The sequence below is a fragment of the Algoriphagus aquimarinus genome (assembly GCF_007997215.1).
Lineage (GTDB): Bacteria > Bacteroidota > Bacteroidia > Cytophagales > Cyclobacteriaceae > Algoriphagus > Algoriphagus aquimarinus_A.
Map to the genome: position 1 here is coordinate 556,281 of NZ_VORW01000001.1, position 16,888 is coordinate 573,168.

Here is a 16,888-nt window from a genome sequence, read left to right on the forward strand (position 1 = left end):
GAAATACCTCTAAAGAAGTAAATTGCGCAATTATACGGCATATTTAGCAAAAAAGACAGACGACAGAATACCAAATGCAACAGTTTTACTTATACATGATCAGCTTGGGATGGCTGGTATTTGCCCATCCGTTTCACATTAGTTTGACAGAGATCAAATGGAATGATCAAACGGAGCATTTGGAGATTTCGCAGAAGATTTTCTGGGATGATCTGGAAATCGGCCTAAGTGGATATCATGGAAAATCGATTGATTTTTTAAACCCTGCCAATAAGGAATTACTGAACAACCAAGTCAAAACTTACCTGCTGGCGCAAAATCAGCTATGGATAGCGGATAAAGAAGTAAAGGTAAATTTCATAGGCTACGAAATCGAAGAAGATGCAGCCTGGTTCTACCTTGAATCTGAAAAAGTAGCGGAGCCCACTTCCATCAAAATCAGGAATTCGCTGTTGATTAAAGATTTTTCAGATCAAAACAATGTGATCCAAGTCTATTTTGGATCAAATTCTCCTAAAAGTATCATACTAGGAAAAGGGAAAGAGTCTGGAGTCTTGAGCAAATAGCGAAATGCTGGTTCTAAAGTAGAAGACAACGTTGCTTTTATAGATTAAAACTTCCTAAAGGGATAAGATTTAAAAATGGGTATGAAATTATCTTCCGCAAGCGTTTTACCGGTTTAGCAGATATCAGAGTATATTTTTCTCTGAGACCAATCCTATCTATTTGAATTTTAAACGCTTAAAATAAATCAATCAGGGTTTCCTAAATCCCTTAAAAAAAAATCAAAAAAAAGTCCGACCCAAGGGCCGGACTTTAATATCAGATTTTGATAGATTAATAACCTGGATTCTGCTCAATTGGAGCTGTATTATTTGTCTGAAGTTCAGCCAAAGGAATTGGCCATACAAACAAATTACTGCTATAAGCTAGCGAGTGGTCCATAGGAATTGCACCAGTTTCATAGAACTTAATGTTAGTAATTGATCTAGTAGTTGCTTTTTGAGGAATACCAGCCATCAAACCTTCACCAGACAGTCTGTGGATATCAGCCCATCTTCTTCCTTCAGCAAGAAACTCAATTCTTCGCTCATTGAAGATCGCATCAAGAACTCCAGCTCCTAATTCTTCTACTGTGTATGCAGGTACTGATGAAGGTAATGCACGACTTCTTACAGAGTTCACTAAAGTAACAGCCTCAGTCATTTTACTCGTTCTAGCGTATGCCTCAGCTGCGTTTAGTACCACTTCAGCATATCTTAAGATTACGTTCGGATCTGTGTAAGTAGTCGCGTCCTGATACTTATCGGTAAAAATACCTGTAGAGCTCTTAGTAGTAAGAGAAGTTCTACGAGTATCTTCCGCATGCCAGAAATCAGCTCTCCAGATAATTGGGCTGATTTTCACCAAACCTCTGGCTCCTAGATCTGGATTACCATACATAGATGGAAGTGCACCGTTTACTCCAGGATTAGCTTCTGCGGAATTGACAAAAGAGAATATGTTGTCCGTACTAGTGCCACCTCTGAAAGGTGTAGCAGGATTAGCTGTAACGGCATACTTGGAAGTTAACTTAGTGTACTCAGCCAATACACCTGGCCAGTCTTTCATATGCAACTTGATTCTTGATTTCAATGCAATCGCAGCTCCTTTATTAACTCTGAAAGCACCACGTTCAGGTAAGAAACCTTCAGCAGCATCTAGATCTTGAAGCAATTGTGCATAATCTGCACCTACAGTACCTCTAGGCACAGCTTCTCCATCAGGAACTTTGGTTACATCATCGATGCCAAAAGTTCTGTAAGGAATACCCATTGAAGACGGATCATCAGAATATGGTCTTGCAAAATGGATCAACAATTCGTGATGAGCCAAAGCTCTCATGAATAACATCTCCCCTTTGTAAGCATTTCCCACTTCAGCAGTCACTACCCCATCAGTTACAGCTATATCTAGGTTCTCCAAGATAATATTCAATCTGTTGATCATTCTGTAAAGAGAGATCCACATTCCTGAATTATTAGCAGAGTTAGGGCTGTACGAATTGTTGTACGTGATCTCATAGAAGGCCTGATCGTTATACATATCTTCACCTCTCATGTCACCCTGCTCTACGTTAGCCGCTCCGAAAGGATAGCCTCGCTGTACAGCATTGCTATAAAATCCTCGCTGAGCTGACTCATACACACCTAAGACAGCTGATTCTATACGCGCACCAGTAGTGAACGCTTCGGAATCAGGAATTAGATTAGCAGGTACTAACTCGGTCACCTCACATGCAGTGGTAAAGCCAAAAAGAGCCGCACCAGCTAGTGCCAATTTGATATTTTTTATTGCGAATTTTTTCATAATAATTCTTCTTTTCGGTTTGAGTGATTAGAAACCTACGCTAAGGCCGAGAGTATATGTACGTACGATCGGAGCCACGTTCCAATCCACACCGAAGCTAAGCTGACCTGAGTAAGAGTTCGCTTCTGGATCCAAGCCAGTATAGCTTGTAAATGTGAACGGATTCTGAACTTGAGCAAAGAATCTAGCATTAGAAATAGATCCTTTGAAAGCAGATTGCAATGCAGCCGCAGGCACAGTGTAACCAAGTACAATGTTCTGGATTCTTACATAGTCACCTTTCTCTACAAATCTAGAGTTGGAAGCAGAGTTCTGCCACATGTTTTGATCCTGACCAGAGTAAAGCTTAGGAACGTCAGTTACCTGACCACTTTCTGTCCATCTGTTAAGGATACTTGCTTGGTTGTTTGAGAAACCTTGACCTAAAAGACCTCTAAGAGATTCATTCATGATGTAATTTCCACCAGAAAATCTTGTAAAGATTTCAGCATCGAAACCACCGAATTTGAAATTATTAGACCAGCCACCTTGCCATTTAGGTAAAGTGTTGCCCAAATACTCTTGAGTAGGTCCTGAAGCCGCAGTAGCCACATCTGCTGGATTAGCAGGATCATATTTTTTGAAACCAAGCTTTCCTTGCACCAAGTTGTACTGAACGATGTCCTCACCTGAGTAATACATTGGATTACCATTGGCTGGGTTAACACCCGCCCAAACGAAACCATATAGTTGAGCTACAGGATTTCCAACTTCTGTTTTGTTATATGTGCCTGTCAATGGGCTAATCAAATTAGTAACCTCATTTTTGATGAAGGTGATGTTGAAATCAGTATCCCATGAGAATTTACCTCTGTTGATCACATTAGAATATACTCTAAGTTCAAAACCAGTATTCTCCATCTTACCTACGTTTTGGTTGATACTGTTTCCTGGCACGCCCAAAGAAGGGGCTGTAGGAGCGTCGAGAATCAAACCATCCACATTGTTTTTGAAGTAATCCGCAGAAACAGTTACTCTTCCAATGGTCATATCTAGACCTAAGTTCAACTTTTTAGAAGTTTCCCACTGCAGATCCTTATTAGCAATTCTATTGTAACCAATACCTGCACCTGCACCACCCAAAACAGGGCTATATCCACCATAAGCAGCAAAAGCATCAATTCCTGTGTTGCCTACTTCAGCGTATGACGCTCTTAATTTGAAATCAGAAATCAACTCAGAGTTGAAGAATGCCTCATCAGAGACTCTCCATCCCACAGATCCACCATAGAAAGTACCTCTTTGATTTTCTACTGCCAAATCGGAAATTCCGTCATTTCTCAAGGTAAATGAAGCCAAGTATTTGCCTTTGAAAGAATAGTTGAATCTACCGAAGTAAGAATCATAGCCTCTTTCTGTATAGCTACCGCCTGAGAACTGGTTGTTATAAGATCCTGAGATTAGGTTGTTTCTTCTGAAATAGTCATCTGAAATATCAGTACCCTGACCACTAAATCCATAATATTTGGCGAATTGGTACTCCAAACCTGCTGTTACATTCAAATTATGATCTTCTCCAATCACAGTCTGGTAGTTCAATGTATTCTGCCAGTTCCACTGGAAAGCTGGGTTAGTAGCCATATAAACGCTACCGTTTGAACTTCTACCATCACCATGCCTCGCATCTAAGGATTGGAAATCATCCGCCAATGTTAAATCAACACCGATTTGAGTTCTAGCTGTAAGTCCGTTTACAATGTCCACTTCTCCATAAGCATTCCCTATGATTCTGTGGGTACGGCTTCTATAAATGTTGTTTTGAATTACAAATCCAATGTTTGGAATGTTATTGTCAGGTCCAGCTAGGTTAGTTCCAAAACCAGTTGTAGCACCATTTGTAGTGACATTAAAACCATCAAATTTTGTATTTGCTTCATCGTAGATAGGCACGTTTGGCAAAGCACGGGTTGCATTGTAGATCGCTCCTGAAAGTGAGTTAGCTCCATTGTTAAGACCCAAAATCTCAGTGTAAGAATAGGACATAGAAGTTCCTACTCTGATAGCTTTTGAAATGCTGTGGTCAACATTACCTCTGAATGAATATCTACTCAATTCATTTGGTTTCACAGGTGATTCCTGATCTGTATAGCCTAAAGAGAAGAAGTACTTAGTCGCCTCTGATCCACCACTGATGGATAAGTTGTGCTGCTGTGTAAACCCTTTTCTAAAGATCAAATCTTGCCAATCTGTGTTTACTCCTGGGTTAGCCAATAGAGATTGATTCGCATTGGATCTTTTTTCATTTGCTATCGTCACCCACTCGTCACCAGTAAGAAGGTCGAAAGTTTCCACAGCTTCATTGAAACCCATAGAAGTACTGTAGTTCACTTTAGCTTTGCCGGCAGCTCCTCTTTTGGTAGTGATCAAGATCACACCATTTGCAGCTCTAGAACCGTAAATCGCAGAAGCAGATCCATCTTTCAACACATCAAAAGATGCAATATCAGCAGGGTTGATATTACCCAATGGGTTAGCGTTATTCACTGCAGATCTATCTGAGCTTACCATTGGTACGCCATCAATCACAATCAGGGGACTAGCACTTGATGTAAGTGAGTTAACTCCTCTAATACGGATAATCGGAGCAGACCCCAAGATACCGCTTGGAGTAGTCACCTGAACACCTGGTGCTCTACCAGCAAGCTGGGATTCAAAGGAAGGTGTCACCAAATTCTCGATAGATTTGGCATCAATTGACGCTACCGAGCCTGTGATTTCTCTTCTTTCCTGAGTACCATAACCTACTACTACTACCTCGTTAAGAGTTTTGACATCCACATCCAATGATACATTAATAATGGAATTGGAACCGATTGGCATTTCCTTCGTCAGGTAGCCAACAAAACTGAATACTAGAGTCGAAGCATCAGCAGGAACAGCGATAGAATAACTTCCATCTAGATCTGTGATCACTCCTTGCGTAGTACCTTTCACTACTACACTTGCTCCCGGTACGCCCTCTGGCTCTTCTGCCGAAGTGACCCTACCAGTAATCGTCTTGCTCTGCGCCAATACAGACGCCAGGGTCAGTATCGTGAAAGCAAAGGCTAATAAAACTTTCTTCATAGGTTGAACATTTACGTTTAGTTATATTTTGCTCACAATATCAAGCGAAAGTTTGATATGAAAAAGAGCACAAAACCCACGAAATCAACCCAATGAAGTATATTATATCGAAAATTTGCCGATTTAAGTAAAACTCAATTTACTAATCCCCAATTTTTACGTTATTCAGATTTTTATTTCAAATTTTCGGTTTTTTATTTCAAAAAAATCTGGCATTTCCTGAAACAATTCTCATTTCAATCCTTTAGGACCTAAATCTTTAGAAGGGCGATTCCTTCTCGATAAATCTTTTACGACATTTAGCCAAATAATATTCTTTTAACCAATTAGTTTCAATCAAAATCCATATAATTATATGGAGCCAAATTTGCTAAAGCAAATATTAAAAAAGAATATAATTTTGCTAAAAATTGTTTTTACCGAATTTTATAGTATTTTAAAAAAATCAAAAAAAATTGCACTTTTTTAACCAAAATCATCTTGGTACTCAATATCAGGATAAAAATCACCCTAGTTTAAACTTTTTATACAATTCCCACACACCTTCTGTCTTTTTCAAAAGGATAACGTGAGCTACTACCAATTTTTGAGTGAGGTTCTTTTCAGACGAAAAATGAACAATATTCTGAAACTGAGATTTCTTCAAATCCTTGAAAGCTATAGTCATATGAGGATGAAAATTTCGATCGCTAAGTTCATCTACCAGATTCAATTCCGTTTTACAAAATGTTTTTAAATCCCTTTGAAAATCATACAAATCTTGCCCGGCATCTACTCCTAGGTATACTACTCGCTCTCCAAAAGTTTTAACACCCCTTATGGTTACTGACATCGGCTCATAGGCGCCAATAAACCTGGTCAATAACTCGGTCAACTTTTCCTCCTTTGCCTCATTATATCTAAAAGGCATTTTTAACGTAATATGGGCAGGGGATTTTAGTGCATACTTGGCTTGGTAGCGATCTCTGATTTCATTCTTCAGATTTGTGACCCGCTCTTGAAACTCACCCTCTGGTACGATCGCCAAAAAATACTTTTGCATCACTTTCATATAATTCTAATTTTCCTTCAAAGGCCATATTGCCTATACCAAACTGGTTTCGGGAGAATCTCCCACTACCGATAATCATCCCTCCGTGTGTCGATTACTTGCTTGATTTCATCAGGCTAAATTACCTCGAAAAGGAATTCATGAGGCAAAAACAAAAAAAGTATTCGATAAACTGGATCAAAGCTTTAAATTAAGGGGAATAAACACCAAACAGCTATGAAGTATTTTTATAAGGCCATGATTGGTCTTGATCTAACTGAGATGGATGATATCCTGATCAAAAAAACGATTGTGTACCTAAAATTCCTTGGGATAGATAAATGCTACTTTGTACATGTATCCAAGAATTTAGCTGTACCAGATGAGATCCTGAAAAACCATCCTGAATTACTCGCTCCGGGGGATGAATCCATAGAAGCATCAATTCAAGCGAAGCTTGATGAATATGATTTTCCTGAAAGTATGGATATCGAAGTTTTTGCGGAAGAAGGTGCACATCCTTTAGAGACACTCTTACGATGGGCCAAAATCAAGGACGTTGATCTTATTATCATGGGCAGAAAAGAAAACCTGGAGGGAAATGGCTCTTTGGCCAAAGGAATAGCTAAAAAAGCTCCTTGCTCAGTATTGCTATTACAAGAAAGAAGACCTCCTGGACTACCAGAAAAAATCATGATTCCTTCAGATTTCTCTGACCATACAGATTTGATCTATGATTTCGGTGAACGAATCTCTGAAGAATTGGGAGCAGAGCTTATTCCAGTGCATTTATACGAAGTACCACATGGCTATTCCAAAACTGGTAAGACGTTTGAAGAATTTGCTGAAATCATGAAGGATAATGCTCAACAAGACTTCAAGCGCTTTATCCAAAAGTTTAACCATAAAGAATTGAGCTGTCATTTCGTACTTAATAATGGGGAAGGCCAAGGCAAAGCATTACTCGAAGAAGCCCAAATCCTCAATGCAGACATGATTTTGCTAGGCTCCCGTGGTAAAACCAAATCTGCCGCAATTCTTTTGGGAAGCGTAGCTGAAAAACTCGTATTAGTAAATAATATATTACCAATGTTGATCTTCAAGAAAAAAGGTGAGACAATGGGATTCTTTGAAGCCTTGTTTAAAGTCTAGACTGACTTACTTAGAAAAAAACAAACCTGATCCCCTTTGCCCTCCTGATTATATCGGAGGGCTTTTTTATCTAAAGCCACTAATTCTTCCTTGGAAAAAACATCAGTTGCAGATTTCTGATGTAAAGCAAAACCCCTTTCATACAGCTCTGTACCCCAGAATTGAAAAGCCGTGGAATCAAATAGCACTTCATCAAGTTCAAATCCAATAGCTTTTGAAAGCTTTTCGAATCCATAAACAGAAGGGATAATCAAATGTCGCGGCGCGTCTAGCTGTACCCAGAGCTCTCGCTTCTCTTGCCATATGGCAGCATCAGCAACAGGAGTTCTTATTAAAAGCTTTCCCCCTGGATTAAGCTTATCAAAACAAGCCTGTAAGGTTTCCAAAGGATTTTCCATGTGCTCAAAGGCATGGTGCATCATGATCAAGTCAAAGGAAATTTCACTTTCTTCTATTGGCTGTTTCCAAAGGTGAAGATTTGAGTTGATTTCACTATCCTTTTCCATAAAAGGATCAAATCCATGTAAATCTGTATAACCTGAGGCATACAACTCATAAAGCAACTGCCCATTTCCACAGCCTAGATCAGCTATTTTGGCATGAAAATCAGGAGATAATTTCTTCAGCCAATAGCCATAGATTGGCTCAAAAGCCTTCGACTTAGTCTTGAGAAACAAGTTCATTCGGGCCTGCTTGTACACTCTCCTAGGAAAGCTTGTGTACTAATGGTAAAAATGAATAGTACTCTGAGTGCGAATAATAAGCAGCTAGATCAGAAGGTACTTCATCTAGTTGAATAGATTTACAACTTTCACATTCGGAATAGGCAAAACTGCCTCCCATCCCAAACATGCGTTCACTTCCTTGAAAAGGAATAAGACCAGAACTTCCACAAAATTTGCAAACCTAAAGCAAATTAATAGGCATTGTCACGGGTAAAAATCAGCTCGCGAACAGTCTTGATCATTATGCCCATATCAAATAAAAATGACCAGTTATTGATATAAAATGAGTCCAAACGAACTCTAGAGCGAATCTGAAACGGATTTTCTATTTCACCACGGTATCCACTCACCTGAGCAAGACCAGTGATCCCCGGACGGATTTTGTGTCTGGAGTTATATTTTTCAATCTGTGTCTTGAAGGTTTGGTTCATAGGAATGGTATGAGGTCTAGGCCCGACCACAGACATGTCACCAAACAATACATTAATAAATTGCGGCATTTCATCTAAGGATGAAGCTCGAAGAAATGCTCCAGTTCTAGTGACACGTGGATCATTTTTGGTTGCCTGTTTCACATCCGAATAATCATTGGGAGTCATGGAGCGAAACTTCAAACAATTGAAAATCTTATTATTCACTCCATTCCTCTGCTGTATAAAGAAAACAGGGCCTCTCGATTCTAATTTTATTAGAATCCCCACCAAAGGAATAAGCCAGGAAAGGATAAAGAGAATCACAAAACTTGCAAACAAAACATCAAACACTCTCTTAGCAAAGCTATTCAAGGCATTATCAAGTGGTATTTCATTTACATTGATAACAAAAAAGTCCCCATATCGCGAGAATGACAAATTCTTTTCGAGCTGTAAACTTCCACCAGGAATCATTTTCACCTTGATATAATTGTCATCAGCAAAGTCTATCACTTTTTTGACCAGTGCGGACTCCAAGTGTTCATGGATATATATAAGATCTAAATCCAACTCTCCAGCTTCTCTGAAAAAATCTACAATTCCCCCTCTAGTCTGATTACAATCTGCTTGATCATCATAATAACCTATGAAATTGATCCCAAATTCTTTGCGGATTTTGAATACATCAGCGAGTAATGGACTTGTTCCACCCTTGCCCACGATAATGGCATTATGGTAATTATTGCCTTTGCTTCTATAATTTCGCAGCAGGATATGTACTCCGACACGGAACATTCCCATCAAAAGCAACATGCCGAGTCCTAATGACAGGACTGGGCTGACCTGCAAAGTCGGATTTCGGAATGGTAGCCAAACAATAGTAGTAGCGCAAACAAACCAAATCACAGTGATCAAAAGCCTAGTCAGCGTTTGCTCATATTCATCTGTACGCTCAATTTTGTAATCCTTTCTTAGTGCAGAGATCAAAAGCCACAAAACACTAAGTACTGAAATCGTACCCAACTCGTCGCCATCAAAAATCCCCACAAACTGAAGAATTGAATTACAAATCAGCAATGCTAGCAAGGAAGCTAAAAAGTCGCTAGCCGAAAATACCCATGGAAAATACTTGTCAAATCTTCTCTTCATAAAAATGCCACCTAAAAAAGGCTTTTTACCCTTCTAAAACCCAAATAGTTTATTTAGATACGCAATGAGATTCATTTCAGAGTCAAAATTAAGAAAAGAATCCTCAAGGCTGATTACTTTTGTGTTTATTTAATAGCTAAAACGCTCCAAGGGCAACCCATGAGTTTTATTTCAAATTTATTTTCACCTTCAAATAATCCCAAGTCTTTGGGAGCCAAATTTAGAAACCAAAGACAAAAAGATTTTGAAGAATTATTTTTTCAGAATTTTTCAAAAAGCGAGCCAATTCGAATCTTAGATGTAGGAGGTGCCGCATATTTTTGGGACAATAGCAGCCTTCCTGCACTTCCCAATATTGAAATAGTTCTGCTGAATCTTCAAGAGGAAAAGATCTTAAACCCAAAATTCAAATCTGTAGTAGGTGATGCTACGAATATGCCAGAATTTGAAGACAATAGCTTCGACCTCGTGTTTTCCAACTCGGTGATTGAGCATTTATACACTTGGGAGAATCAGCGAAAAATGGCAAACGAGATTATACGTGTTGGCAAAAAGCATTTTATTCAAACGCCTAATCGATATTTCCCAGTCGAAGCACATTATGCGATTCCTTTTGCCCAATACTTTCCTCCTAGTTTTCTTTACTTTTTACTTACAAAAACAAAACTAAGCAGGCTTCAAAAATGGGATCCTACAGCCGCTCAGCAGTACCTGGATGAAATTCGACTGCTAGACCAAACCGAAATGCAACTGCTTTTTCCTGGATCTAATATGTACCTGGAAAAATTTATGGGAATGATCAAATCAATTTCTGCTCACAATTTGGCTTAATCAGCAAATTGAAGTCGCACTAAATTGGCGTAAAATCCATCTTCTCTACTGAGCAAATCAACGTGATTGCCTTGCTCTACTATCTCACCGCCGCTTAGGACATATATTCTATCTGCTTTGCGGATAGTAGCCAATCGATGGGCAATAATGATAGTAGTTCTTCCTTTCATCAGCTCATCCAGTGCTTCTTGTACCAGTGATTCAGACTCTGCATCCAAAGAAGAAGTTGCTTCATCCAAAATCAATATGGAAGGGTCTTTCAAAATAGCACGAGCGATAGCTACTCGCTGTCTTTGACCACCAGAAAGTTTCACTCCACGCTCGCCAACCAAAGTATCTAAACCGTCTGGAAACTGGGATATAAACTGCCAAGCGTTAGCTTTTTTGGATGCCAAAATGATTTCTTCTTCTGTTGCTCCAGGCTTTGCGTAAGAGATATTCTCACGAATAGAACCTCCAAAAAGCAATACTTCCTGAGGCACCATTCCCACATGAGATCGAAGATTTTGCAAGTCCCACTCGTTCAATGCACGGTCGTCGACTAAGATTGATCCTTTCTGCACATCATAAAATCGCATCAGCAATTGAATGATTGTAGACTTCCCTGCCCCAGAGTGACCTGCCAGAGCTACTTTTTCTCCTGGATTCACATGAAAAGTAAGCTCTTTCAGCACTTCCATCTCTGGTCGCGTTGGGTAATGAAAAGCAACATGATCAAAAGCAATTTTACCTTGGAAATTTGTGGCCTTAATTCCTGTAACTGACTCAGGTTCCTCATCCAATATCTCTAACACTCGCTCCGAAGAACCAATAGCTTTCTGAACCTGTCCATATATATCTCCCAAACCTGCAATCGATCCACCTATAAAAGTGGTGTAGAGCACAAAAGAAACTAACTCGCCCACACTCATTTCGCCAGAACTGACTAAACTCGCCCCGTACCACATGACAGCTACAATACCCCCAAACAAGGCGAAAATAATGAATGAAATAAATGCCCCTCTGTACTTGGCAGCCCGCAAGGCGACTCCAACCATCCTATTCAAGCCACTTCCGTATCTGGCAGACTCGAACGCCTCACCGACAAAGGATTTGACTGTACTGATAGATTGTAGCGTTTCCTCCACTATCACATTTGCCGAGGCAAGTTCATCTTGCGTTTTTTTGGATAGAGTTCGGATAAATTTTCCAAAAACCATTGCTATCACAACCAATACTGGAAAAGTAGCAAGCATGAAAATCGTTAACTTCGGTGTATTGACCATCAGGAAAATCACACCCGCTACTAGCGTAACTACTTGTCGGAAAAGCTCAGCTAAAGTAACAGAGAAGGTATCCTGAAGCATACTCACATCAGAAGTGATCCGGCTAATCAATTCCCCCGTTCTACGCTTATCAAAAAATGTCATGGGTAAGCGCACCATTCTAGAGTACAATGCCAATCGAATATCGCGCATGGATCGCTCCGAAACTAAGGCAAAAAGCCATACTCGGAAGAAAGAGAATATACTCTGCACTGCTAGTATTCCTACCAATATCAGCGCAATGGAATTAATATCACTCACTATCCAATCTGTGCCCTGAGCAGTATCTATTAACTTTCCTGCAACAAAGGGAAATGTAAGTAGGGTAAGCGAGGAAAAAACTAGAAAAACCAATCCCAAAAAGAATAGTCCTTTGTACGGCATCAAAAAACTAAAAATGCCTCCTAGTTTGCTTAAATTCTGCTTATTCAATTTCCTCTTCTCGCTCTCGTCCAAAGCAGTTCCTCTTTTCTTAGCCATCCTTTGATTTTCGTATTAAGGGCACAAACTTAAGGTTTTTTCGCAAGGATTGCTTTCCCAAAAAAGAAAGGTTTCACGATCATGAATTACCAAGTACTCCTTAAAAAAAATTATCGCGCAATAGCACTACTGTAAACACCTGATGAATTCAGAAATAATTAGATCAGAATCTGAGGAGTTTACCTACTATCTGCCCAATTGTGCATCAACCAATTCCCGCTTCAGCTTACGCTCACGATCAAGCATATTCTTGCGGTGATTATCAAATTCTTCCTGCACCTCAGCCAAATCCTTCTGAGCTTTTCTGATTTTTTTGAAACTACTAAAATACTGAAAGGAGAATATGGCAAGAGCACTAGCGAGCACTGAAACTAAAATCCACATAAAGGAAGAATAAACTGCTTTATGAATTCCCATTCCAAGAAAAGAGAAATTATCCTTTTCAGCAATCGCCTCCTGCTTTTCAGTTTCGGCAGTAACTAAGATACTATTGAGATTTTTGATAGAATCTTTTTCACTCACTATCAAACCCTTAAGATCACCAACTTCTGTTCTCATTGTACGCATAGAGTCCAAAATATTGGATTTAAGCTGATCCAAATTTGTTCTTTTTACGACTTTATATTCCTGGAAATTATTAGAAACACTGTAGATGTATTCAAACTGACTATCAATAGTACCTGAGTCGAGTGACCCTTCCTCAGTAGTTTCAGTCTGGGCAAAAGTGATGAAAGGAATTATAATTAAAGAAATCGCAAGAAGTAAAAGGGGCAGTACTCTTTTCATTGGGTAATTAATTTACAAACTAGGGTGAAAGGCTTCAGTGTCCAATAAACATGCCTTGGAAGGCAAATGCAAGGGCATATTTTGTCGCTGGAAATAGCGTCAAGGTAAAATATAATTGTTTCTTGTTGATTATCAATAACTTAAAAAGTTTTTTGACTGACTATTTATTACCTCATTTTTTTATAAAGCTGAGAATGGCACAACTCTTAACATTTTGAGAATGCTTTTTTGGTGCGCAATTGAACTTCCTCTCACCTTATTGAATAAGAGAAATAGGGCCAAGTAGGATCTATTGTAAACCGTCTAAATCTCTTTGACAGTATCCACTTGTGAGGCAATCCAAGCGGGTCTTGAAGACGCAAAAAAAGTAATTACTATCATTGCTACACTTATCCAGAGGAAGTCGCTCCAAATCATTTTCACGGGATAGGCATCCACTACAGCTGAGGATATTCCTAGCGAAACCAATCCAAAAGTCTGCTGAGCCCAACAAACCAAATAGCCGAGGATCAAACCTATCGATGCACCACTAAATGCGATCAAGGCACCTTGCTTCAAGAAAATCCTTCTGATAAGTTTCTCAGGTGCCCCCATGGCTTTTAGTACAGCGATGTCCTTTTTCTTTTCGATGGCGAGCATACTCAGGGAAAAGAAAATATTGAATGAGGCTATCGCCAATATAAATGTCAACGTAAGGAACACAAATAGCTTTTCCATCTGAACTGTACGGATGAGGTCTGAGTGTTGTTCATCGGCATTTTTTACTAAGAAGCCTTCTCCAAGATGCTCCTTCAACCTCTTATGTACTTCCGCGATAGTATAACCTTTGGCGACTTTCACTTCTAGCGAAGTTCTTTTGTCACCGTATTTCAGTAGATCTCTGACGAAAAAAAGCGGTGCAATCACATATTCATCATCAAACTGTCGATCACCAATACTGAAATAAGCTACAGGATCTAATACGGCAGATTCATAGAATTGAGAAGGATCGATAGATGCGGCACTTCTAGGTGCCTTAGGATAATAGATTTTCAGAGGCACATTGACATTATCCAGATTGACCGAAAGAAAGAAACCTACACCCCTACCTAAAATAGCGGCTGGTCTAAGCTCTGTCCCCAAAGTAGTGTCTCCCCAAAAATAGCCTTTGGAAAACCTCTCCTGATCCAGGAAATTACCCGAAACACCTTTAATTCTGCCGATCATTTGATTACCGTTGTAATCCAACAAGGCATTGTCTTCGATAACCTCGGTAAGAATGGCTACACCTTCAAGATTTTTGATATTCTCCAGCCACTCTTCATCTGTCATAAAGCTTTTACCTACAACCGCCTCTATTTTCAGCTCCGCATCAAAACTCGCAAACATTCCCTTTATCAAATCCTCCAAACCGTTGAACACAGACATCACAATCACCAAGGCCATCGTGCCTACAGCGACTCCTATCATAGAAATCCTGGACAAAATGGTGATGAAATTCCGCTTCTTTTTACTGCGGAAATATCTGGCGGCTATGAAAAAACTAAGGTTCAACGATAGCTAGATTAATCCTCCTCTTCTTGGTCCTCTTCCTCAGGCGGTGCTGGGGGAATAGACAGATTAGAAATCACCTTGTCCATATGCTGCGCGTAGGCGGCAGAGTCATCTGGAAAAAAAGCAATCTCAGGAATAACACGAACCGATTTACCAATTCGCTTGGCTAGCTGATGTCTGATTTCCTTTTTGTGCGCATTGATCAGCTTGTAAGTCGATTCTGGGTCTGCTAATAAAAAGCTTAGGTAAACCTTTGCCAAACCCAGATCTGGACTCATCAAAACGCGCGTGATAGTCACCATAGCCCGACCGACTAGGTGTTTTGATTCTTTTTGAAATATATCTCCAAGCTCTTTTTGGATCAGCTTGGAATATTTTTGTTGTCTTTTACTTTCCATATGAAGTATTTGTGGTGCAAATTTAGCGAAATAGTTGGGCAAGCTTTAATTTTGGGCAAAACCTACCAAACACTCTTCTCCAATTTACCTTGTTCAGTTTTTTTAAATTAAATGATCCCTTCAGATTAATCGGCATAGGAATATACATTCTCCTGCTGACAATAGTCTATTTAACGCTTAATCCTTTCCCTCTTACCAATCCACAATTGACTTGGATGCTATTAGGAGAGCGTCTGGGACAAGGCTATTATTTATATCAAGACATCATAGATGACAACGGGCCTCTTTCCGCTGGGTTCTTTACTTTCATGGATTTGCTATTTGGACGAAGCCAATTCGCATATGAAGTTGTAGGAAGAGTACTGATATCTTTTCAGATACTCTATTGGAATTCCATGTTGATCAAGTTCAAGGCTTTTGATGTGAACACTTATCTGCCTGCCATCATTATGGCTGCACTATTCCATTTTTCTTTTGATTTATTGAGTTTAAGCCCAGCATTATTAGGTAGCTGCTTTTTGATGTTAGCGCTCGGCCAACTTTTCTCCCAGACAGTCCTGCAGAAAGACACGAGTGAGTCTACCTTATTAATAGGGATCTATGCAGGTCTGGCTACAGGATTTCATCCAAATTACATCCTGTTTTTACCGTACATGATATTCACAGGAATCGCTATCAGCAGCTTTTCCTTCCGGCAATTACTGCTGTCTCTAGTGGGATACGCACTACCACTCTTATTAATCTCTGTATTCTATTTTTGGAAAGATGGATTAGAAGAAGCTATTCAAATTTGGCCACTCACCTTTCTTTCTGAAAAATATGAGTATCAGTCCCTAATAAACTGGCTAATACTTGGAATTTATCCTCTATTGTTAGCTGTGGTGGGTTATTTCATTGCTACGGTTTTACGCGGATCTACGATCAACCAACAAAAGCAACGTCAGCTTGTCATTATCTGGTTGCTCTTTTCAGCAGCGGAGTTTTTCATTATCAAGAAGCAAGCTGCTTATCAGTTGGTAATATTGATTCCAGGACTCACCTACCTAATCACCCAGTTTTTTTTGAATATCAGAAAAGAATTTATAGCTAAAATCGCCTTCTATCTTCTTGTCCTAGGACTTCCTGCAGCAAGCTTCTGGTACTGGCAGCAAACTATTCCAGATTCAGAATATTTTGTAGCCAAAAGTGAAGCTGAATATTCAGGCGATATCCTTGTTATGGGCGACAACCTCTCACCCTACCTCACTTCTAAGCTAGGAGGACCATTTCTTAATTATCGATTAAGTCAGCTTTATCTTGATCAGGATCGTGATTTGAGAGAAAAGGCAAGACTTTTTCAGATGCTTCAAAAGCAGCTGCCATCGACTGTACTGGATCCAAATGGAGATTTTGAAAAATTACTCAAGCAATTTCCAGCTTTGGAAGTCCAATACAAAAAGACCTCTTCAGGGGTTTTTACTTTGAAAAAATAGACACCTGGCTTATCTATTCTAAAGGGATGAGAATACCTATGACTACAGATATTGAATAGGGTCAGGAAAGGTTAAGATGATCAGTGTTGAAAACGCTATTTCCACATCAAGAAAAACCAATAGGTCTAATTTTAGTTGGCTCCTTTCAGTTTTGCAAAATT

Annotated in this window: 13 protein-coding genes; 4 read left to right on the plus strand and 9 right to left on the minus strand. The window is 39.5% G+C overall.

Features of this window, described 5'->3' with window-relative positions:
• Window positions 1–74: 74 nt before the first annotated feature.
• Window positions 75–566, plus strand: a complete 492-nt coding sequence (locus ESV85_RS02565; protein WP_146914669.1) for a DUF6702 family protein — start codon at window positions 75–77, stop codon at window positions 564–566.
• Window positions 567–837: 271 nt separating this feature from the next.
• Here ESV85_RS02565 and ESV85_RS02570 read toward each other — a convergent pair whose 3' ends face one another.
• The 3 genes from ESV85_RS02570 to ESV85_RS02580 all read right to left on the minus strand — a co-directional run bounded on the left by ESV85_RS02570 (window position 838) and on the right by ESV85_RS02580 (window position 6,505).
• Complete coding sequence (locus tag ESV85_RS02570; protein ID WP_146914670.1) at window positions 838–2,349, minus strand: RagB/SusD family nutrient uptake outer membrane protein; 1,512 nt, start codon at window positions 2,347–2,349, stop codon at window positions 838–840.
• A gap of 27 nt (window positions 2,350–2,376) precedes the next feature.
• The gene (locus tag ESV85_RS02575; protein WP_146914671.1) at window positions 2,377–5,454 is read right to left on the minus strand and encodes a SusC/RagA family TonB-linked outer membrane protein; all 3,078 of its coding nucleotides are present in this window, start codon (window positions 5,452–5,454) and stop codon (window positions 2,377–2,379) included.
• 505 nt (window positions 5,455–5,959) lie between these two features.
• Window positions 5,960–6,505: a 2'-5' RNA ligase family protein gene (locus tag ESV85_RS02580; RefSeq protein WP_146914672.1), complete on the minus strand. Its 546-nt coding sequence runs from the start codon at window positions 6,503–6,505 to the stop codon at window positions 5,960–5,962.
• Window positions 6,506–6,721: 216 nt separating this feature from the next.
• On the opposite strand from ESV85_RS02580, the gene ESV85_RS02585 reads away from it, so the two are divergent.
• A complete protein-coding gene (locus ESV85_RS02585) occupies window positions 6,722–7,636 on the plus strand; it encodes a universal stress protein (protein WP_146914673.1) in 915 nt (304 codons plus the stop codon).
• Here ESV85_RS02585 and ESV85_RS02590 read toward each other — a convergent pair.
• Together ESV85_RS02590 and ESV85_RS02595 are read right to left on the minus strand one after the other, a co-directional pair.
• Window positions 7,633–8,319, minus strand: a complete 687-nt coding sequence (locus ESV85_RS02590) for a class I SAM-dependent methyltransferase (RefSeq protein WP_146914674.1) — start codon at window positions 8,317–8,319, stop codon at window positions 7,633–7,635. The genes ESV85_RS02585 and ESV85_RS02590 overlap by 4 nt on opposite strands.
• 233 nt (window positions 8,320–8,552) lie before the next feature.
• Complete coding sequence (locus ESV85_RS02595) at window positions 8,553–9,923, minus strand: exopolysaccharide biosynthesis polyprenyl glycosylphosphotransferase (RefSeq protein WP_146914675.1); 1,371 nt, start codon at window positions 9,921–9,923, stop codon at window positions 8,553–8,555.
• Between the two features lie 159 nt (window positions 9,924–10,082).
• Here ESV85_RS02595 and ESV85_RS02600 point away from each other — a divergent pair, with 159 nt between their 5' ends.
• Window positions 10,083–10,754: a methyltransferase domain-containing protein gene (locus ESV85_RS02600; protein WP_146914676.1), complete on the plus strand. Its 672-nt coding sequence runs from the start codon at window positions 10,083–10,085 to the stop codon at window positions 10,752–10,754.
• Here the strand turns inward: ESV85_RS02600 and ESV85_RS02605 are convergent.
• The 4 genes from ESV85_RS02605 to rbfA form a co-directional block, all read right to left on the minus strand.
• Window positions 10,751–12,538, minus strand: coding sequence for an ABC transporter ATP-binding protein (locus ESV85_RS02605; RefSeq protein ID WP_146914677.1), 1,788 nt, complete (start codon window positions 12,536–12,538; stop codon window positions 10,751–10,753). The two genes, ESV85_RS02600 and ESV85_RS02605, sit on opposite strands and share 4 nt — an antisense overlap.
• A 186-nt stretch (window positions 12,539–12,724) precedes the next feature.
• Window positions 12,725–13,324: a hypothetical protein gene (locus ESV85_RS02610; protein ID WP_146914678.1), complete on the minus strand. Its 600-nt coding sequence runs from the start codon at window positions 13,322–13,324 to the stop codon at window positions 12,725–12,727.
• Between the two features lie 303 nt (window positions 13,325–13,627).
• Window positions 13,628–14,857 (minus strand): FtsX-like permease family protein, encoded by a 1,230-nt coding sequence (locus ESV85_RS02615; RefSeq protein ID WP_223275886.1) that lies wholly within the window; start codon window positions 14,855–14,857, stop codon window positions 13,628–13,630.
• An 11-nt stretch (window positions 14,858–14,868) separates the two neighbouring features.
• A complete protein-coding gene (gene rbfA, locus ESV85_RS02620) occupies window positions 14,869–15,255 on the minus strand; it encodes a 30S ribosome-binding factor RbfA (protein ID WP_146914679.1) in 387 nt (128 codons plus the stop codon).
• A gap of 215 nt (window positions 15,256–15,470) precedes the next feature.
• Between rbfA and ESV85_RS02625 the strand changes: the two genes are divergently transcribed.
• A complete protein-coding gene (locus ESV85_RS02625; RefSeq protein ID WP_146914680.1) occupies window positions 15,471–16,727 on the plus strand; it encodes a hypothetical protein in 1,257 nt (418 codons plus the stop codon).
• The last annotated feature ends 161 nt before the right edge of the window (window positions 16,728–16,888 follow it).